This window comes from Pseudomonas inefficax, assembly GCF_032164165.1.
In the GTDB taxonomy this organism is placed as follows: domain Bacteria; phylum Pseudomonadota; class Gammaproteobacteria; order Pseudomonadales; family Pseudomonadaceae; genus Aquipseudomonas; species Aquipseudomonas inefficax.
The window spans coordinates 3,060,518-3,078,386 of record NZ_CP134401.1 but is presented as its reverse complement, the minus strand read 5'-3'; the positions used below and the strand labels follow the sequence as shown (position 1 = coordinate 3,078,386).

16 protein-coding genes are annotated in these 17,869 nt (G+C 64.0%); 5 read left to right on the top strand and 11 right to left on the bottom strand.

Annotation, left to right across the window (positions count from 1 at the left end; translation table 11 throughout):
• Nucleotides 1-85 precede the first annotated feature (85 nt).
• From pqqC to RIN61_RS13700, 4 genes are read left to right on the top strand one after another with little or no spacing between them, the layout of a single operon-like run.
• Nucleotides 86-841, top strand: coding sequence for a pyrroloquinoline-quinone synthase PqqC (gene pqqC, locus RIN61_RS13715; RefSeq protein WP_003255592.1), 756 nt, complete (start codon nucleotides 86-88; stop codon nucleotides 839-841).
• Nucleotides 838-1,113 carry a pyrroloquinoline quinone biosynthesis peptide chaperone PqqD gene (pqqD, locus tag RIN61_RS13710; RefSeq protein WP_085626239.1) on the top strand — a complete coding sequence of 92 codons (276 nt, stop codon included), beginning with the start codon at nucleotides 838-840 and terminating at the stop codon, nucleotides 1,111-1,113. Before pqqC ends, pqqD begins: the two co-directional genes overlap by 4 nt.
• Nucleotides 1,085-2,245, top strand: coding sequence for a pyrroloquinoline quinone biosynthesis protein PqqE (pqqE, locus tag RIN61_RS13705; RefSeq protein ID WP_252378496.1), 1,161 nt, complete (start codon nucleotides 1,085-1,087; stop codon nucleotides 2,243-2,245). Before pqqD ends, pqqE begins: the two co-directional genes overlap by 29 nt.
• Nucleotides 2,211-4,034 (top strand): S9 family peptidase, encoded by a 1,824-nt coding sequence (locus tag RIN61_RS13700; RefSeq protein ID WP_313852384.1) that lies wholly within the window; start codon nucleotides 2,211-2,213, stop codon nucleotides 4,032-4,034. Before pqqE ends, RIN61_RS13700 begins: the two co-directional genes overlap by 35 nt.
• A 132-nt stretch (nucleotides 4,035-4,166) precedes the next feature.
• On the opposite strand, the gene RIN61_RS13695 is transcribed toward RIN61_RS13700, so the two are convergent.
• Both RIN61_RS13695 and RIN61_RS13690 read right to left on the bottom strand, forming a co-directional pair.
• Nucleotides 4,167-4,325 carry a YqaE/Pmp3 family membrane protein gene (locus tag RIN61_RS13695; RefSeq protein ID WP_009681539.1) on the bottom strand — a complete coding sequence of 53 codons (159 nt, stop codon included), beginning with the start codon at nucleotides 4,323-4,325 and terminating at the stop codon, nucleotides 4,167-4,169.
• 153 nt (nucleotides 4,326-4,478) lie between these two features.
• Complete coding sequence (locus tag RIN61_RS13690; protein ID WP_313852382.1) at nucleotides 4,479-5,759, bottom strand: aspartate aminotransferase family protein; 1,281 nt, start codon at nucleotides 5,757-5,759, stop codon at nucleotides 4,479-4,481.
• A gap of 209 nt (nucleotides 5,760-5,968) precedes the next feature.
• Between RIN61_RS13690 and RIN61_RS13685 the strand changes: the two genes are divergently transcribed.
• A complete protein-coding gene (locus tag RIN61_RS13685; protein ID WP_112251499.1) occupies nucleotides 5,969-6,892 on the top strand; it encodes a LysR family transcriptional regulator in 924 nt (307 codons plus the stop codon).
• Between the two features lie 384 nt (nucleotides 6,893-7,276).
• Here RIN61_RS13685 and RIN61_RS13680 read toward each other — a convergent pair whose 3' ends face one another.
• The 9 genes from RIN61_RS13680 to bioB form a co-directional block, all read right to left on the bottom strand.
• Nucleotides 7,277-9,055 carry an acyl-CoA dehydrogenase C-terminal domain-containing protein gene (locus RIN61_RS13680; protein WP_112251497.1) on the bottom strand — a complete coding sequence of 593 codons (1,779 nt, stop codon included), beginning with the start codon at nucleotides 9,053-9,055 and terminating at the stop codon, nucleotides 7,277-7,279.
• Nucleotides 9,056-9,178: 123 nt separating this feature from the next.
• Nucleotides 9,179-10,462 carry a GGDEF domain-containing protein gene (locus tag RIN61_RS13675; protein ID WP_112251495.1) on the bottom strand — a complete coding sequence of 428 codons (1,284 nt, stop codon included), beginning with the start codon at nucleotides 10,460-10,462 and terminating at the stop codon, nucleotides 9,179-9,181.
• A 299-nt stretch (nucleotides 10,463-10,761) separates the two neighbouring features.
• A complete protein-coding gene (locus tag RIN61_RS13670; RefSeq protein ID WP_025337435.1) occupies nucleotides 10,762-12,567 on the bottom strand; it encodes a phenylacyl-CoA dehydrogenase in 1,806 nt (601 codons plus the stop codon).
• A gap of 270 nt (nucleotides 12,568-12,837) precedes the next feature.
• Nucleotides 12,838-13,134, bottom strand: a complete 297-nt coding sequence (locus RIN61_RS13665; protein ID WP_112251493.1) for a pyrroloquinoline quinone biosynthesis protein PqqE — start codon at nucleotides 13,132-13,134, stop codon at nucleotides 12,838-12,840.
• A 230-nt stretch (nucleotides 13,135-13,364) separates the two neighbouring features.
• Complete coding sequence (gene bioD / locus RIN61_RS13660; protein ID WP_313852374.1) at nucleotides 13,365-14,045, bottom strand: dethiobiotin synthase; 681 nt, start codon at nucleotides 14,043-14,045, stop codon at nucleotides 13,365-13,367.
• Nucleotides 14,046-14,055: 10 nt separating this feature from the next.
• Nucleotides 14,056-14,874: a malonyl-ACP O-methyltransferase BioC gene (bioC, locus tag RIN61_RS13655; RefSeq protein ID WP_112251489.1), complete on the bottom strand. Its 819-nt coding sequence runs from the start codon at nucleotides 14,872-14,874 to the stop codon at nucleotides 14,056-14,058.
• Nucleotides 14,867-15,598 (bottom strand): alpha/beta fold hydrolase, encoded by a 732-nt coding sequence (locus RIN61_RS13650; protein WP_313852372.1) that lies wholly within the window; start codon nucleotides 15,596-15,598, stop codon nucleotides 14,867-14,869. The genes bioC and RIN61_RS13650 overlap by 8 nt, the downstream gene beginning before the upstream one ends.
• The gene (bioF, locus tag RIN61_RS13645) at nucleotides 15,591-16,763 is read right to left on the bottom strand and encodes an 8-amino-7-oxononanoate synthase (RefSeq protein ID WP_313852370.1); all 1,173 of its coding nucleotides are present in this window, start codon (nucleotides 16,761-16,763) and stop codon (nucleotides 15,591-15,593) included. Before bioF ends, RIN61_RS13650 begins: the two co-directional genes overlap by 8 nt.
• 1 nt (nucleotide 16,764) lies before the next feature.
• Nucleotides 16,765-17,823 (bottom strand): biotin synthase BioB, encoded by a 1,059-nt coding sequence (gene bioB, locus RIN61_RS13640; RefSeq protein ID WP_013970556.1) that lies wholly within the window; start codon nucleotides 17,821-17,823, stop codon nucleotides 16,765-16,767.
• Nucleotides 17,824-17,869 lie beyond the last annotated feature (46 nt).

The following is a 17,869-nucleotide window of genomic DNA, read 5'->3' as shown; positions in this document are numbered from 1 at the left end:
CACCGGCTTCGCCGGTGTTCGCGGGTAAACCCGCTCCCACAGGGTGCGTGCCAGCTAACAAGTTTGTCGTACAGGAGCCAGCCGAATGAGCGACGCACTGCCAATGTCCCCTGCCGAATTCGAGCAGGCCCTGCGCGCCAAGGGCGCCTACTATCACATTCATCACCCGTACCACGTGGCGATGTACCAAGGCCGCGCCACCCGCGAACAGATCCAGGGCTGGGTGGCCAACCGCTTCTACTACCAGGTCAACATCCCGATGAAGGATGCCGCGATCCTGGCCAACTGCCCCGACCGCGAAGTGCGCCGCGAATGGATCCAGCGCCTGCTCGACCACGATGGCGCACCCGGCGAGGACGGTGGTATCGAAGCCTGGCTGCGCCTGGGCCAGGCCGTGGGGCTGGACCCGGACCAGCTGCGCTCACAGGAACTGGTACTGCCCGGCGTGCGCTTCGCCGTGGACGCCTACGTCAACTTCGCCCGCCGGGCCAGCTGGCAGGAAGCAGCCAGCAGTTCGCTGACCGAGCTGTTCGCCCCGCAGATCCACCAGTCGCGCCTGGACAGCTGGCCGCAACATTACCCGTGGATCGACCCCGCGGGCTATGAATACTTCCGCACCCGCCTGGGCCAGGCCCGACGTGACGTGGAGCACGGCCTGGCGATTACCCTGCAGCACTACACCACCCGCGCGGGCCAGGAGCGTATGCTGGAGATACTGCAGTTCAAGCTGGATATCCTGTGGAGCATGCTCGACGCGATGAGCATGGCCTACGAGCTGAACCGCCCGCCCTATCACTCCGTCACCCAGGAACGGGTGTGGCACAAAGGGATCACCCTATGAGTTTCAACCGTAATCAAGTGCCGAACTGGCGCCCCGGTTATCGCTTCCAGTACGAACCGGCGCAAAAGGGCCATGTGCTGCTGTACCCAGAGGGCATGATCAAGCTCAACGACAGCGCGGCCCTGATCGGTGGCCTGATCGACGGCCAACGCGACGTTGCCGCGATCATCAGCGAACTCGAACAACAGTTCCCCGGTGTCCCGGAAGTGGCCGATGACATCGAGCAGTTCATGGAGGTGGCCCGTGCCGAACACTGGATCGTCCTCGCCTGAGTTACCGCCCACGCCAGCAGTCGGCCTGCCGCTTTGGCTGCTGGCCGAGCTGACCTACCGTTGCCCGCTGCAGTGCCCGTACTGCTCCAACCCGCTGGACTTCGCAGCCCAGGGCCAGGAGCTGAGCACCGCGCAGTGGTTCAAGGTAATGGCCGAAGCCCGGGAAATGGGTGCCGCGCAAATCGGCTTTTCCGGCGGAGAACCGCTGGTACGCCAGGACCTCGCCGAACTGATCGGCGAGGCCCGCCGGCTGGGCTACTACACCAACCTGATCACCTCGGGCATCGGCCTGACCGAAGCGCGCATCGCCGACTTCAAGAAAGCCGGCCTGGACCATATCCAGATCAGCTTCCAGGCCAGCGACGAGCAGGTGAACAACCTGCTGGCCGGCTCGAAGAAGGCCTTTGCGCAAAAGCTGGAAATGGCCCGTGCGGTGAAGGCCCATGGCTACCCGATGGTGCTCAACTTCGTCACCCACCGGCACAACATCGACAAGATCGACCGCATCATCGAGCTGTGTATCGCCCTTGAGGCCGACTTCGTCGAGCTCGCCACCTGCCAGTTCTACGGCTGGGCCCACCTCAACCGGCTGGGCCTGCTGCCGACCCGCGCGCAGCTGGAACGGGCCGAACGCATCACCAACGAGTATCGGGACAAGCTCAAGGCCGAGGGCAACCCGTGCAAGCTGATCTTCGTCACCCCGGACTACTATGAGGAGCGCCCCAAGGCCTGCATGAACGGCTGGGGCAGCCTGTTCCTCACCATCACCCCGGACGGCACCGCCCTGCCCTGCCACGGCGCGCGTCAGTTGCCGGTGCGGTTTCCCAACGTGCGCGACCACGACCTGCACCACATCTGGTACGACTCGTTCGGCTTCAACCGCTTCCGTGGCTATGAGTGGATGCCCGAACCCTGCCGCTCCTGCGACGAGAAGGAAAAGGACTTCGGCGGCTGCCGCTGCCAGGCCTTCATGCTCACCGGCGATGCCAGCAACGCCGACCCGGTGTGCGCCAAGTCGGCCGACCACGGCATCATCCTCAAGGCCCGCGAAGAGGCGGAAAGCGCCCAGCTCACCATTGAACAGATGACCTTCCGCAATGAACGAAACTCCCGTGTCATCGTCCGCGGCTGAGTTCAGTGCGGCCCAGGCTGTTGCCGCAGGCACGGACTTCGCCGAACTCAAGGTCAGCGACGCGGGGCTGTTCTGGAACGAATTCCGCCCGGCCGATGGCGCCTGTCGCATCTGGCACTGGCAGCATCAGCAGGCCCGCTGCCTGACACCCGATGGTTTCAGTGTGCGTAGCCGGGTCTACGAATATGGCGGTGGCAGTTTTTGCCTGGGTGGTGACGGGTTGGTGTTCGTCAACGAAAAAGACCAGCAGGTCTATACCCAGGCCCTGGAAGGCGCGGTACCGCGTGCCCTGACCGAAGATGCCAGCTGCCGCTACGGCGATGTGCAGTGGCACGACGGCCGGGTGCTGGCAGTCGAGGAGCAGCATGGCGAACGGGTCGAGCATCGTCTGGTCGCCCTGGGTGAACATGCCCGCGAAGTGCTTGCCGAGGGTGCCGACTTCTATGCTTCGCCTACGGTGAGTGCCGATGGCCAGCGCCTGGCGTGGGTCGAATGGAATCGCCCGGCACAACCCTGGACCATCACCAGGCTGATGTGCCGCGCACGTGATGCAAGTGGCCACTGGGGCCCGGTGCAATGTATTGCCAGTGCTGACGAGTCGCTACAGCAGCCGCGCTTCGATAGCGAAGGCCGACTCTATTGCCTGTCCGACCGCGATGGCTTCTGGCAACCCTGGGGCGAGGTCGATGGCTGCTGGCAGGCCTTGCCTGCCGAGCCCGCGGACCACGCTGCAGCCCCCTGGCAACTGGGCGCCAGTACCTGGTTGGCGCTGGGGCAGCAAAGTTATCTGGCCAGCTGGTTCGAAGACGGCTTCGGGCAACTGGGGCTGCGCACTGCCGATGGCCGCGTGGAGCGTTTCGCCAGCGCCTACACGCGCTTTCGCAGCCTGGCCATGGATGCAGAACACCTGTACGCCATTGCCGCCTCGCCGATCAGCCCGCCGACGGTCATCGCCATCGCCCGTAGCAACCACGAAGTCAGTGTGCTCGCTGGTGGCGCCGAAGTGCTGCCGGCAAGCCATATCAGCCTGCCGCAGTCGATCCACTACGGCAGTGACGGTCACCGCGCCCACGGCTTCTTCTACCCGGCAGCCCGCTCGCAAGGTGCCTCGCCGCTGGTGGTGTTCATCCATGGCGGGCCAACCTCGGCCTGTTATCCCGTACTCGATCCGCGCATCCAGTACTGGACCCAACGCGGTTTCGCCGTCGCCGACCTGAACTACCGGGGCAGCACCGGCTATGGCCGTGAATACCGTCAGGCCTTGCATCTGCGCTGGGGCGAAAGCGATGTGGCCGATGCTTGCGCGGCGGTGGAATACCTGGCCGGACGTGGGCTGGTCGACAGCCGCAAGGCGTTCATCCGCGGCGGTAGCGCGGGCGGCTATACCACCCTCTGTGCCTTGGCGTTCCATGATGTGTTCCGCGCCGGCGCCAGCCTGTACGGGGTCAGCGACCCGGTTGCCCTGGGCAGGGCCACCCACAAGTTCGAAGGGGACTACCTGGACTGGCTGATCGGCGACCCGCTGCAGGACGCCGAGCGCTATCGCCAGCGTACCCCGTTGCTGCATGCGGGGCAGATCAAGGTGCCGGTGATTTTCTTCCAGGGCGAACTGGATGCGGTGGTGGTGCCGGAGCAGACGCGGTCGATGCTGGCGGCGCTGCAGGCTAACGGGATAGAAGCCGAAGGGCACTTCTATGCGGGGGAGCGGCATGGCTTCCGCAAGGCGGAGAACCTGGCGCATGCCTTGGAAGAAGAGTGGAAGTTCTATTGCCGGGTGTTGGGGGGCTGAGATTCTGGGGCCGCTTTGCGGCCCATCGCGACACAAGGCCGCTCCTACAGGGATCGCACAAGCCCGAATGTGGCGCTGTACCTGTAGGAGCGGCCTTGTGTCGCGATGGGCTGCAAAGCAGCCCCAAAAATCTCAGCGCTTGGCGATGATATACACCGCATGCACGATCCCCGGAATGTACCCCAGCAGGGTCAGCAAAATATTCAGCCAGAACGCCCCACCAAACCCCACCTGCAGGAACACGCCCAGCGGTGGCAGGATGATGGCGATAATGATGCGTATAAAGTCCATGCGAGTCTCTCCTGAAGGGGTTACATCAGAGACTAGCCGCCCGCCACAGAGGTTCAACAGGCAAAAAAAAACGCCCCGGGCCGAATGAAACAGGCCAGGGGCGATGCGCAGGAACGCCAGACGGTTCGTAGAATTCTCGATGTCACCAGGCCGCTAGGCTGGCATTTCGCGGCGGGCCTGCTGCTGGGCGTGCAGGCGGGCAAAGGCACGGGCCAGGCGCAGCAGCATTTCGTCGATGTTGCCCTTGCTCACGGTCAGCGCCGGCGAAAAACGCACCACATCCGCCTGCGGTGCGTTGAGCAACAGGCCTTCGTGCAAGGCAGCCGCCACCAGTTCGCGAGCCAGGTTTTCCTGCATCTGCAGGGCCCACAGCAGGCCTTGCCCGCGCACTTCGCCCTGGCCATAACGCCCGGCCAGCCGGCTCAGGCCGTCACGCAGGTGGCGGCCGTTGTCCTGCACCTGGGCGAAGAAGCCAGGCTCCAGCACGGTATCCAGCACGGCCAGGCCAGCGGCGCACATCAGCGCGTTGCCATGGTGGCTGCCTTCCAGTTCGCCAGGCTCTGCGCAGCACGCCGTACCCCGAGCCAGCAACGCCGCCAGCGGCACGCCCCCGCCCAGCCCCTTGCCCAGGGTGATGATGTCGGCGCGCACGCCATAGGTTTCTTCGGCCAGCAGCGCGCCACAGCGGCCGACGCCGGTCTGCACCTCATCAAGGATCAGCAGGATGCCCAGCTCGCGGCACAGCGTTTCCACACCCTTGAGGTACTCCTGCGTGGCCGGAATGACACCCGCCTCGCCCTGGATCGGCTCAAGCATGATCGCCACGGTGCGCGAGTCCACCTCGGCGTGCAGCGCCGCCAGGTCGTTGAACGGCACCTTGCTGAAGCCCGGCAGGCCTGGCTCGCAGCGGTTGCACGGCAACGGGTCGGACGCCGACAACGCGCCCAGGCTGCGGCCATGGCAGGCCTGGGTGGCGGTGATGATGTGATAGGCGCCGTTGCGGTGCAGTTGGCCCCATTTGCGCGCCAGTTTGATCGCGCCTTCGCAGGCTTCGGCACCACTGTTGAGCAGGTACGCCTGGTCGCTGCCGGTGCTCTGGCACAGGCGATTGGCCAGCCCCAGCAGGCCACGACTGTGGAAACCCGAACCTGGGTTCATCAGCGCCTGGGCCTGGTTGCCCAGCGCCTTCACCAGCACGCTTGGGCTGTGGCCCAGGCTATTGACTGCGCCGCCCTGGGTGAAGTCCAGGTAGGCATGCCCTTCGTTGTCCCACAACCAGGAGCCCTGGCCACGCACGAACACCTGCGCTGCGCGTTCGGTGCTGGGCATCAGGCGCTCACGCGACAGCTGCGGCGCTTCCGGCAGGATCACCGGCGCACGCTTGGGCTCGGCGACGGCAGCAGGGGCCGGGCGGCGCAGGTTGAACAGGTTCATCAGGGCTCCAACCAATCACGACAGGGGCGGCCACGGTGCGGTCTGGGTACCGGCACTCGATATTTTGCCTTTCCTATCAAAAGTGTTTTTCATCCGGGGTAACAATCGACCGTTTCATCGCTGTAACCCATTGGAATACGGCGATAGACTAGGGCTCACGAGGGTTTTCGACCATTTCGTTTTTCCAGCATTTTCGATAAGTAGCACTTATGGATTTCCGCCAACTGCGTTATTTCGTCGCGGTGTATGAAGAAGGTCACGTGGGCCGCGCCGCCGAGCGCCTGTCACTGTCCCAGCCAGCGCTTTCCCAGCAGATCCGCCAGCTGGAGCACAGCCTCGACCTGAGCCTGTTCGAACGCAGCAACAAGCGCCTGCTGCCAACGCTGGCCGCCCATACCCTGTACAACCACGCCCTGCCGCTGCTCGACGGCCTGCAGCGCGCCCATGAGGCCATGCGCAATTTCAAGGGCCAGTCGTTGCGTACCTTGGCCATCGGCGTGCTGCAGACCGTGCGGCCGAGCCTGGTACCGCAGTTGCTCGAGCGCCTGCGCAGGGCACAGCCGCACCTTGTGGTGCAGATCTACGAATTGTCGGGGCTGGAGATAGAACGGCGCCTGCTCAATGGCAGCCTGGACATCGGTATCAGCTACCTGCCGCCACGCCAGCCAGGGCTGCATGGTCTGCTGCTGTACGAAGATGAGCTGCAACTGGTCATCCCCGCTACCCACCCGCTGAAGGACTTCAAGAAGGTGTCCATCCGCCAGGCCGCCGAGCTGCCCATGCTGATGCTGGGCGAGGAATTCCAGATCCGCCAGATCTGGCAGGCGCAGCTGGCCAGCCAGGGGCGTCGGCCGCAGGTACAGGCAGAGATGAACAACATGGCAGGGATTCTCGACAGCCTTGCCCATACCGCGCTGGCCACCATCCTGCCAGGGCGGGCCAAGGAGGCCGCCGAGGATGACCAAGGGCTGCTGTGGAAGCCGTTGAGCGAGCCGCGAGTACCGCTGAAGGTTGGTTTGGTATTCCGCGACGCCCAGCGCCAGCAGGCTTCTGTGGAGCTGCTGCGCACGCTGTTGGAGGAAGAGACGGACGCACGCCTGTCGGGCGCATCACCGCTGGATGTGCTGGGTTGAAAACACGCGCACAAAGAAAACCCCGCCGAAGCGGGGTTTTCCAGACTGTTTCCCTGTGACATCCGTATCGCCCCACCATCCTGGCAGGTGGTCCTTCGTCGTCGTCCTTGATCTGTCCTTTGCGCTTCCTGCGCAACGTCCATGTGGTAAAGATTAGCCCTGGATCCAATCTGAGAACAGTGGCGAAAAGTCACCACGTTGTGTAGGAAAAAGCTTACACAGGAGGATTCATTCCCAGATTTGCCTGGAATTGGAGCCGCTTTGCGGCCCATCGCGACACAAGGCCGCTCCTACACAGGGACCGCAACACCCTAAGGGCCTGCGCTGTACCTGTAGGAGCGGCCTTGTGTCGCGATGGGCTGCAAAGCAGCCCCCAAAAACCCCTCAGAACTGCTCGGCATCCAGCAAGTACAGCGACTCACTCCCCGCCTTCACCGAAGCCACCAGCGAATCCACCCTCGGCAGCAATCGCGCAAAGAAGAACCGCGCCGTGCCCAGCTTGCCCGTGTAGAACGCCTCGTCCCCTTCACCCGCCTTGGCCGCCCGCGCCATCAACGCCCACATGTAGGCATAGGCGACATAACCAAAGGCATGCAGGTACTCGACCGAAGCCGCGCCAATTTCGTTCGGGTTGCCCTTGGCCTGCTCCAGCACCCACTCGGTCAGCCCGTCGAGTTGATCGAGATAAGCACCCAACGGCTTGGCAAATTCATCCAGCTCGCTGCCCGCGCTGGCGATGAACTGGCGAATCTCGTCGGAGAACAGTCGGTAGTACGCCCCACCACTGGCCACCACCTTGCGCCCCATCAGGTCGAGGGCCTGGATACCGTTGGTGCCTTCATAAATCTGCGTAATACGCACATCGCGCACCAGTTGCTCCTGCCCCCATTCGCGAATGTAGCCATGCCCGCCGAACACCTGCTGGCCGTGCACCGTGCACTCCAGGCCCAGGTCGGTGAGGAAGGCCTTGGCCACCGGTGTCAGCAGTGCCACCAGCTCTTCGCTGCGCTTGCGCACGGCGGCGTCTTCGCTGTACTTGGCACTGTCCAGTTGCATGGCCACGTAGCTGGAGAAGGCACGGCCACCCTCGATCAGCGACTTCATGGTCAGCAGCATGCGGCGAACATCAGGGTGAACGATGATCGGGTCAGCGGCCTTGTCCTTGGCTTGTGGCCCGGTCGGGGCGCGGCTCTGCAGGCGGTCGCGGGCGTACTCCACGGCATTCTGGTAGGAGCGCTCGGCCGAGGCCAGGCCCTGGATACCAACGCCCAGGCGCTCGTAGTTCATCATGGTGAACATGGCCGCCAGGCCTTTGTTCGGTTCACCGACGATGTAACCGACCGCCTCGTCGAAGTTCATCACACAGGTGGCCGAAGCCTGGATGCCCATCTTGTGCTCGATCGAGCCACAGGTGGCCGCGTTGCGGGCGCCCAGGCTGCCGTCTTCATTTACCAGGAACTTCGGCACCAGGAACAGCGAAATGCCTTTCGGCCCTGCCGGTGCGTCCGGCAGCTTGGCCAGCACCAGGTGGATGATGTTCTCCGTCAGGTCGTGCTCGCCACCAGTGATGAAGATCTTGGTGCCGCTGACCTTGTAGCTGCCGTCGGCCTGGGGCTCGGCCTTGGTGCGGATGATGCCCAGGTCGGTACCGGCGTGCGGCTCGGTCAGGCACATGGAACCGGCCCACACGCCGGCGTACATGTTCGGCAGGTACTTTTCCTTCAGCGCTTCACTGGCGTGGGCATTGATCGACAGGCAGGCGCCGGCAGTCAGCATCGGGTACAGGCCAAAGGACAGGCTGGAGGCATTGACCATTTCCTCGACCTGGGCCGAGATGACCTTGGGCATGCCCATGCCGCCGAACAGCGGGTCACCGCCCACGCCCACCCACCCGCCTTCGGCGTAGGTGTTGTAGGCCTCGATGAAACCGGCCGGTGTGCGCACCGCGCCGTTGTCCCAGTGGCAGCCCTCTTCATCGGCAGCGCGGCTGAGCGGCGCGATGGACCGGGCAGTGACCTTGCCGGCTTCTTCCAGCACCGCCATGGCCGTGTCGGTGTCGACAACATCGGCCAGCCCGGGCAGTTGCGCCCACTGCTCGGCCACGTTGAAGACTTCATTCAGTACGAAGCGCATGTCGCGCAGGGGCGCTTTATATTCAGCCATGACAACCTCTCGCTAGTCGGGTCGGGGCGGTCTCGGGGAACCGCGACACTGGGTTGCAGGCAGTGTAACCGAACAACTTTTACGAGACATAGGGTCATCACTAGACCGCATAGTCTATTTCGGTCACGCCGTGCGCACTGCCCCTCGCTGCGATTGTTGCCCATGCACCATGACACAATTGCGCCCCGCGCCCTTGGCGCTGTACAGCGCCTGGTCGGCAGATTTCAACACTGCCTCGGGGTTGCGATGATCGGCCTGGCGCTCGGCCACGCCGATGCTGATGGTGACCGACACCGAGCCGCCACTGCTGCCCGCCCGTCGCTGGCGCCCGGCGGTATCGTCCTGCGGGCGGTTGTGCTGGTCGCGCAGGTGCATCACGTAGTTGGCGATCACTTCGCGCACGGCTTCCACATGCGGCACGCATTCCTCGGCGGTCTTGCCGGCAAACACCAGGGCGAACTCCTCGCCGCCATAGCGGTAGGCGCGGCCACCCCCGGTGACCTTGGACAGGCGGCTGGCAACCAGGCGCAGCACCTGGTCGCCGACATCGTGGCCGTGGGTGTCGTTGAATTTCTTGAAGTGGTCGACATCGGTCATGGCGATCACATAGTTGCGCCCCAGGCGCTGCATGCGCTCGTTCAGCGCACGGCGCCCCGGCAGCCCGGTCAGTTCGTCGCGGAAGGCCATCTGGTAGGCCTCGTGCGCCACCGCTGCGGCGATCATCAGCATTACCTGGCTGCACATGATATTCAGGGTAAACGGCAAGATGAAGGTTTGCGGCAGCATCCAGAAGATCCCCAGCAGGCCCATCACCTGCGCAGCATGCAGCGGCCGTGGCGCACGCAGGTATTGCACCACCAGCAGGATGAACACGCCGAGGAACAGCGGGTAGACCATCTGGATAAGACTCATCCACTGGCCATGCAAGGTTGGCCAGCGGATTTCCGCCAACCAGGTCAGCAGTGCTTCCGGGTAGCTTTGCTCCAGGGCCACTGCCACGCTGCCCACGGCGAACAGCACCGCGCCACGGGCGAGCAGGTCCTGCAGCAGGTGGGTACGCTCCTGCCAGGCACCATACAGCCCGAACAGGGCGGGCAGCAGCAGGCACACGAGGTGGAATATCACCGCCGCGTCCTCGCGCACGCGGCCATGGTCACGGTAGAAGTCAGTCTGGGTGTCGAGCAGGTAGTAGGCGATGTACACCGTGAGCATCAGGAACAGCTCGCGCTGGCGACGGTACACCGCACAGTAGGCACCGCCCAGCAGCAGGACCAAGGTGGGCAGGACATTGAACAGCGATGTGAAAAAGACACTGAGGTCTCTCACATAGGCCGCGGCGAGGCCTGCCAGCAAAAGAATCAGCGACGGCAGGAAGTGGCTCGCGCGAACAGCGTTAAGACGAAACAAGGGTAATCTCCGACCCGGCAGATCAATAATGGCATTGTGCCCTTACTTCATCGGCAGTGCACATGAACAGTTGAATATGCGGAAGGAATGAACAGCAAATTCCGGCGTGCACTCGATCATTGTGGGAGCGGGTTTACCCGCGAACACCGGCAAAGCCGGTGCCATATACCGCGTCGCATTCTTCGCGGGTAAACCCGCTCCCACAAGGATCGTGTAAAACACAGGGATCGCGTGCAGCCCCAAAATGCAAAAACCCGCCTGCCGGTGAAGGCAGGCGGGTTTGCTTTACAGCGGCAGGATCAGTACGACAGGCCGAAGTGTTCTTCGTCCATCGCCATCAGGTTGTTGGCACCCGAGAGCATGGTCGCCACATGAGTACGGGTACGCGGCAGGATGCGCTGGAAGTAGAAGCGCGCGGTCTGCAGCTTGGCGGTGTAGAACGCTTCTTCGCTGGTGCCGGCAGCCAGTTTTTCGGCCGCCAGGCGGGCGATGTCGGCCCAGAAGTAGGCCAGGCAGGCGTAGCCGGAATACATCAGGTAATCGACCGAGGCCGCACCCACTTCCTCGCGGTCCTTCATGGCGGCCATACCCACTTTCATGGTCAGCTCGCCCCATTCCTTGTTCAGCGCCGCCAGCGGTTCGACGAACTCCTTGACCGCTTCGTTGCCTTCCTGCGCCTGGCAGAACTTGTGCACGATCTTGGTGAAGCCCTTCAGCGCTTCGCCCTGGGTCATCAGCACCTTGCGACCGAGCAGGTCCAGGGCCTGAATACCAGTGGTGCCTTCGTACAGCATGGAAATACGGCTGTCGCGTACGTTCTGCTCCATGCCCCACTCGGCGATGAAGCCGTGGCCGCCGTAGATCTGCACGCCATGGTTGGCGGCTTCGAAGCCGACTTCGGTCATGAACGCCTTGGCGATCGGGGTCAGGAACGCCAGCAGGGCATCGGCCTTCTTGCGTTCTTCTTCATCCTGGCTGTACTTGACGATGTCCACCTGCTTGGCAGTGAAGTACACCATCGCGCGGTTGCCTTCGGCGAAGGCCTTCATGGTCAGCAGCATGCGACGCACGTCCGGGTGGACGATGATCGGGTCAGCAGCCTTGTCCGGTGCCTTCGGGCCAGTCAGCGAACGCATCTGCAGGCGCTCACGGGCGTACTTCAGGCCACCCTGGAACGCCACCTCGGCGTGGGCCAGGCCTTGCAGCGCGGTACCCAGGCGAGCGGTGTTCATGAAGGTGAACATGCAGTTCAGGCCTTTGTTGGCCGGGCCGATCAGGTAGCCGGTAGCGCCGTCGAAGTTCATCACGCAGGTGGCGTTGCCGTGGATACCCATCTTGTGTTCGATCGAGCCGCAGCTCACGCCGTTGCGCTCGCCTACACCGCCTTCGGCGTTGGGCAGGAACTTCGGCACGATGAACAGCGAGATGCCCTTGGTGCCAGCCGGTGCGTCCGGCAGGCGGGCCAGGACGATATGGACGATGTTGTCGGCCATGTCGTGCTCACCGGCCGAAATGAAGATCTTGGTGCCCGACACCTTGTAGCTGCCGTCGGCCTGTGGCTCGGCCTTGGTGCGCAGCATGCCCAGGTCGGTACCGCAGTGCGGCTCGGTCAGGCACATGGTGCCGGTCCACTCGCCGGATACCAGCTTGGTCAGGTAGGTGTGCTGCTGCTCGGCAGTACCGTGCGCGGAGATGGTGTTCATCGCGCCGTGCGACAGGCCCGGGTACATGCCCCAGGACCAGTTCGAACCGCCGACCATCTCGCTCAGTGCCAGGCCCAGCGACTCCGGAAGGCCTTGGCCGCCGTGCTCGACGTCATGCGCCAGGCTGGGCCAGCCGCCTTCGACGAACTGCTGGTAGGCCTCTTTGAAGCCGGTCGGGGTTTTCACGCCCGATTCGCTCCAGGTGCAGCCTTCCTGATCACCCACACGGTTCAGCGGCGACAGCACCTGCTCACAGAACTTCGCGCCTTCTTCGAGGATCGCGTCGACCATGTCGGGCGTGGCGTCCTGGCAACCCGGCAGGCTCTGATAGTGCGCCTCATAACCGAGCAGCTCGTCGCGAACGAAGCGGATATCACGCAAGGGGGCTTTGTAATCAGGCATTGCGATGAACCTCTAGGTGAGTTCTGTGGGGTGACACGCGCTTGGCGGCCGTCGATCAAACAGTTGTTTGAAACTTACGTTTAGCTCCGCCTTATGTCAAGGATGGACTATGGTGCCATTTACGCCACGAAAAATGGCAAAGCCGCCAAAGCATGGCGTGATACCCGCGAAGAGGCCGGCCCGGAAAACAAAGTTGTCCGGGCTGACGCATTCGCGGGTAAACCCGCTCCCACAGGTTGAGGGCGCTGGTATTGGGGAAGACGCCAAAGATCAGGCGTAGGTGTCGATGAACCGGCCGAGCATTTCGTCGGATGCCTTGGCGACCTTTGCGCCAAGCTCGACCTCAAGTTTGCCCACGGCCAGCTGCACGGTGCTGGTGGCCAAGTCCATCTGCTGGCTGCGGTCGACCGCGCGCAGGCGTTCGGCCTGATAATCACTGGACTGGCTGGTGGCGCTACGTTCGGCGGTGGTGCTGGCGATCTGGCTGGCGGCCTGATCGACGCGGTTCTGGCCGGTCTGGATTGCGCTCAGGCCCGCGTAATAGGCGGAGCTACCGGTGATTTCCATGTCAGGACTCCATTGACGCTGGATGACGAACAGGCCCAATTAAAGCAGGCCAGGGGCGAAAAGGCCCGTTTAAATCCCTAATGGCCCGGTGCCAGTTGATAGGCCTTGGGTATTCCTGCACTGGCCTCTTCGCGGGTAAACCCGCTCCCACAGGTACTGCACAAGTCTCCAAAACTGTGGAGATCCTGTGGGAGCGGGTTTACCCGCGAAAAGGCCAAGCCTGGAAACGGCTAATCCAGCAGATCCAGCTGCAAATGTTCAGCCACCATGTCGGCACTGGCCTGCTTCAATTTGGGCACCCGCCCCAGGCATGGCGCCGGCAAGCGCTCGGCCAGGCTGGCCAGGTTCTCTTCCAGCCGCGAAGTACGCGGCTCTATGATGTTCGCCACCCACCCCGCCAATTGCAGGCCGTCACGGGCAATTGCCTCGGCGCTGAGCAAGGCGTGGCTGATGCACCCCAGCCGCACTCCCACCACCAGGATCACCGGCAGCTTGAGGGCAATGGCCAGATCGGACAAGTTATCTTGCCCCGACAACGGCACGCGCCAGCCACCAGCCCCTTCGATCAGGGTGAAGTCGGCATTCTGTTGCAGCACATTGCGCATCGCCGCCAACAGCTCCGACACGGCAAGCGTTACCCCCGCCTCGCGCGCTGCCACATGGGGTGCGATAGCCGGTTCGAAGGCAAACGGGTTGACCTGTTCGTAGGGCAGCTTGATCGTGCTTTCGTCGATCAGCGCCTGGGCGTCGCTGTTGCGCAAGCCTTTCGATGTCATCGTGCAACCGGAGGCCACCGGCTTGGCCCCCAGCGTACTCAAGCCTTGCGACCGTGCCGCATGCAACAGCCCGGCAGCGATGGTGGTCTTGCCAACATCGGTATCGGTACCGGCAATGAAATAGGCCTGGCTCATCTCGCTCCCCTTACACCTGTGGCTTGCGCAACAAACCATAGACCACCTGATAGGTGGCTGGCAGCCCCTCGGGCTGGCGAAACGCCTCATAAGCCTGCAGCAGGCCCTGCATGCGCGCCCGGCCGGTAAGCCCGGAAGGGCGGCCGGGGTTCAGGTTGTGGGCGCCGAGGGCCTTGAGCTCATGGGTCAAGCTGCGTACATCCGGGTAGTGCAGCACGTGTGGGCAGCGCTGCAGCCCAAGCTGTTCGAAGCCGCTGGCGGCGCACAGGCGCTGATAGTCCTCGAAACGGCGAAAGCGGTTCACATGCACCAGGCCGTCCACCGCTTGCCAACTGGCGCGCAGTTCATCGAGGGTGCCCACACACAGGCTGCTGAAGGCCAGTACGCCGCCCGGGCGCAGCACTCGCAGCGCTTCTGCCAGCACGCTGGCGAACTGATCGCACCACTGCACGGCCAGGCTGGTGAACACCAGGTCGACGCTGGCATCACGCAGCGGCAAACGCTCGGCGTCACCGGCCACGTGATAGAGGGCCCCGCCCTGTTCGTTGCGGGCATGGCACAACATACCCTCGGCGATATCCACCGCCACGCCGCTGGCCTGGGGGAAACGCTCGGCCAGCGCCCGGCTGAAATGACCGGTGCCGCTGCCCAGATCCAGCCAGCGTGACGGCTGCAGGCCTTCTGGCAACTGCTCCAGCAAGCTCGAACCCACCGCACGCTGCAAGGCTGCCACGCTGTCGTAGCTGGCGGCGGCGCGGGAGAACGAGGCCGCTACCTGGCGCTTGTCGGGCAGCGCGCCGGGCAGGGTCGGACGGGAAAGGTCAGTCATCGCCACTCTCATGCAGGAAACTCTTGATGCCCGCCGCCAGTTCCTGCGGGTACTCCAGCAGGAACGCGTGGGAACTGTCTTCAACCAGGCCCACTTCCACATCGGGCAGCAGCTCGCTCAGCGCTTTTGCCGCCTCTGCCGGCACCAGCGCATCGCTGCCGGCGAACAGGTGCAACTGCGGGCCACCGTAGGCCTGCAGTGCTTCGCGGGTGTCCAGCTTGGCCAGCACCTCAAGGCCGGTGGCCAGGTACAGCGGGTCGGTGTCCGGCACGCCGACACCCAGCTGGCGCAGCAGGGTACGCGGCTGCTGGGCACCGTCGCTGCACAAGGTACGGAAGCGCTTCAGGGTGACCTGGGTATGGCTGCGGCAGCCGTCGAGGAAGGTGCCGAAAGTGTCTTCGGCCATGCCATGCGGCCAGTCCGGGCGGGCCACGAAACTGGGGTTGCTGGCCAATGTCAGCAGGCCGCAGCAGTGGTCGCCACGTTTGTGCGCCAGCGCGCTGGCCAGCATGCCGCCGAGCGACCAGCCGCCCAGCCAGACATCGCTGGGCAACTTGCGGTCCAGGTGGTCAAGCCAGGCGTCCACGTCGCTGTGGGCCAGTTCTGGAAGGGGCATCAGCTCTACCTGCAAGCGAGCATCCTGGGCACGCAGGCTGGCCGCCAGCGGCTCCAGTGCCGCTGTGCCCAGGCCCCAGCCAGGCAATAGAACAAGTCGATTACGCATCGGCGTTCTCCAACTGTGGATAACACTCGGCCAATGCATTCAACAATAGCTGCACCTGCGCCTCGCTGTGCGCGGCACTCAAAGTCACCCGCAGGCGTGCGCTGCCCGCCGGCACAGTGGGCGGGCGGATGGCCGTCACCAGCAAGCCGCGCTCGCGCAGCATGCGTGACAGGCGCAGGGCCTGCGCGCTGTCGCCGATGACGATGGGCTGGATCGGGGTCGGGCTGTCCATCAATTCCAGGCCGATCTGCTGCGCGCCTTCACGGAACTGGCGGACCAGCGCGGCCAGATGCTCGCGGCGCCAGGTCTCGCGGCGCAGCAACTCCAGGCTCTTGAGGGTGGCGCAGGCCAGCGCCGGTGGCTGGCTGGTGGTGTAGATGTACGGGCGGGCGAACTGCACCAGCGCCTCGATCAACTCTTCGCTGCCGGCCACAAAGGCACCGGCGGTACCACAGGCCTTGCCCAGCGTACCGATCAACACCGGCACATCCTCAGTGCCCAGGCCGAAGTGCTCGACGATACCGCCGCCCTGGGTGCCGAGGGTGCCCAGGCCATGGGCATCGTCAACCATCAGCCAGGCGCCGCGAGCGCGGGCGACATCGGCCAGCGCCGGCAGGTCGGCCAGGTCGCCGTCCATGCTGAACACGCCATCGGTGACTACCAGGGTATTGCCGATAGCCTTGTCCAGGCGGCTGGCCAGGCTGGCCGGGTCGTTATGCAGGTAGCGGTTGAAACGGGCGCCGCTGAGCAGCCCGCCATCCAGCAGGGAGGCATGATTCAAACGGTCTTGCAGCACCGTGTCACCCTGCCCCACCAGCGCGGTGATGGCGCCCAGATTGGCCATGTAGCCGGTGGAGAACAGCAGCGCACGCGGGCGCCCGGTGAGCTCGGCCAAGGCCTCTTCCACCTGGTGGTGCGGCGTACTGTGGCCGATCACCAGGTGCGAGGCACCGCCGCCGACACCCCAGCGCTCGGCGCCGGCCTGCCAGGCGGCAATCACCTCGGGGTGGTTGGCCAGGCCCAGATAGTCATTGCTGCAGAAAGCCAGCAAGCGCTGGCCATCGACAACCACTTCCGGCCCCTGCGGGCTCTGCAGCAGCGGCCGCTGCCGATACAGGTCTGCGGCGCGCCGTTCGGCCAGGCGCGCCGCCAGGTCGAAGGCCATCTCAGGCCGTCGCGGCGTTGTAGAACATCTCGCTGCTGCGCTGTTCGACCAGCGCCTGCTCGATGGCCGCCTGGTGCACTTCGTCGGCGTGTTCTTCACGCGCTTCGGGCTTGATGCCCAGGCGTGCGAACAGTTGCATGTCCTTGTCGGCCTGCGGGTTGGCGGTGGTCAGCAGTTTTTCGCCGTAGAAGATCGAGTTGGCGCCAGCCATGAAGGCCAGGGCCTGCATCTGTTCGTTCATCTGCTCGCGGCCAGCGGACAGGCGCACGTGCGACTTGGGCATGAGGATACGGGCCACGGCCAGCATGCGGATGAAGTCGAACGGGTCGACGTCCTCTTCCTCGGCCAGCGGCGTGCCGGCCACCTTGACCAGCATGTTGATCGGTACCGATTCCGGGTGCTCGGGCAGGTTGGCCAACTGGATCAGCAGGCCGGCGCGGTCGTCCAGCGACTCACCCATGCCGAGGATGCCGCCGGAGCAGATCTTCATCCCGGCATCGCGCACATAGGCCAAGGTCTGCAGGCGCTCGCTGTAGGTGCGGGTGGTGATGATGCTGCCGTAGAACTCCGGCGAGGTATCGAGGTTGTGGTTGTAGTAGTCCAGGCCGGCCTGGGCCAGGGCCTTGGTCTGCTCCTGGTCGAGCTTGCCGAGGGTCATGCAGGTTTCCAGGCCCATGGCCTTCACGCCTTTGACCATCTCCAGCACGTAGGGCATGTCTTTGGCCGATGGGTGCTTCCACGCCGCACCCATGCAGAAGCGGGTAGAACCAATGGCTTTGGCGCGGGCAGCTTCTTCCAGCACCTTTTGCACTTCCATCAGCTTCTGTTTTTCCAGCCCGGTGTTGTAGTGGCCGGACTGTGGACAATATTTGCAATCTTCCGGGCAGGCGCCGGTCTTGATCGACAGCAGGGTCGAAACCTGTACGCGGTTCGGGTCGAAATGCGCGCGATGCACGGTCTGCGCCTGGAACAACAGGTCATTGAACGGTTGCTGGAACAGCGCCTTGACCTCGGCCAGGGACCAGTCGTGACGTGTTGTTGCAGTTGTGCTGGCGCTCATTGGCGTTTCCTTGTTTAGGCTCAAGCAGGCGCCGGGACAGGAAAGC

What these genes read in the sequence shown, in the direction of transcription:
- RIN61_RS13700 (WP_313852384.1), top strand. Translation starts at nt 2,211, where the DNA reads ATGAACGAAACTCCCGTGTCATCGTCCGCGGCTGAGTTCAGTGCGGCC.
- pqqD (WP_085626239.1), top strand. Translation starts at nt 838, where the DNA reads ATGAGTTTCAACCGTAATCAAGTGCCGAACTGGCGCCCCGGTTATCGC.
- RIN61_RS13670 (WP_025337435.1), bottom strand. Translation starts at nt 12,567, where the DNA reads ATGCCTGATTACAAAGCCCCCTTGCGTGATATCCGCTTCGTTCGCGAC.
- RIN61_RS13685 (WP_112251499.1), top strand. Translation starts at nt 5,969, where the DNA reads ATGGATTTCCGCCAACTGCGTTATTTCGTCGCGGTGTATGAAGAAGGT.
- bioD (WP_313852374.1), bottom strand. Translation starts at nt 14,045, where the DNA reads ATGAGCCAGGCCTATTTCATTGCCGGTACCGATACCGATGTTGGCAAG.
- RIN61_RS13665 (WP_112251493.1), bottom strand. Translation starts at nt 13,134, where the DNA reads ATGGAAATCACCGGTAGCTCCGCCTATTACGCGGGCCTGAGCGCAATC.
- RIN61_RS13690 (WP_313852382.1), bottom strand. Translation starts at nt 5,759, where the DNA reads ATGAACCTGTTCAACCTGCGCCGCCCGGCCCCTGCTGCCGTCGCCGAG.
- bioC (WP_112251489.1), bottom strand. Translation starts at nt 14,874, where the DNA reads ATGACTGACCTTTCCCGTCCGACCCTGCCCGGCGCGCTGCCCGACAAG.
- pqqC (WP_003255592.1), top strand. Translation starts at nt 86, where the DNA reads ATGAGCGACGCACTGCCAATGTCCCCTGCCGAATTCGAGCAGGCCCTG.
- RIN61_RS13650 (WP_313852372.1), bottom strand. Translation starts at nt 15,598, where the DNA reads ATGCGTAATCGACTTGTTCTATTGCCTGGCTGGGGCCTGGGCACAGCG.
- bioB (WP_013970556.1), bottom strand. Translation starts at nt 17,823, where the DNA reads ATGAGCGCCAGCACAACTGCAACAACACGTCACGACTGGTCCCTGGCC.
- RIN61_RS13695 (WP_009681539.1), bottom strand. Translation starts at nt 4,325, where the DNA reads ATGGACTTTATACGCATCATTATCGCCATCATCCTGCCACCGCTGGGC.
- bioF (WP_313852370.1), bottom strand. Translation starts at nt 16,763, where the DNA reads ATGGCCTTCGACCTGGCGGCGCGCCTGGCCGAACGGCGCGCCGCAGAC.
- RIN61_RS13680 (WP_112251497.1), bottom strand. Translation starts at nt 9,055, where the DNA reads ATGGCTGAATATAAAGCGCCCCTGCGCGACATGCGCTTCGTACTGAAT.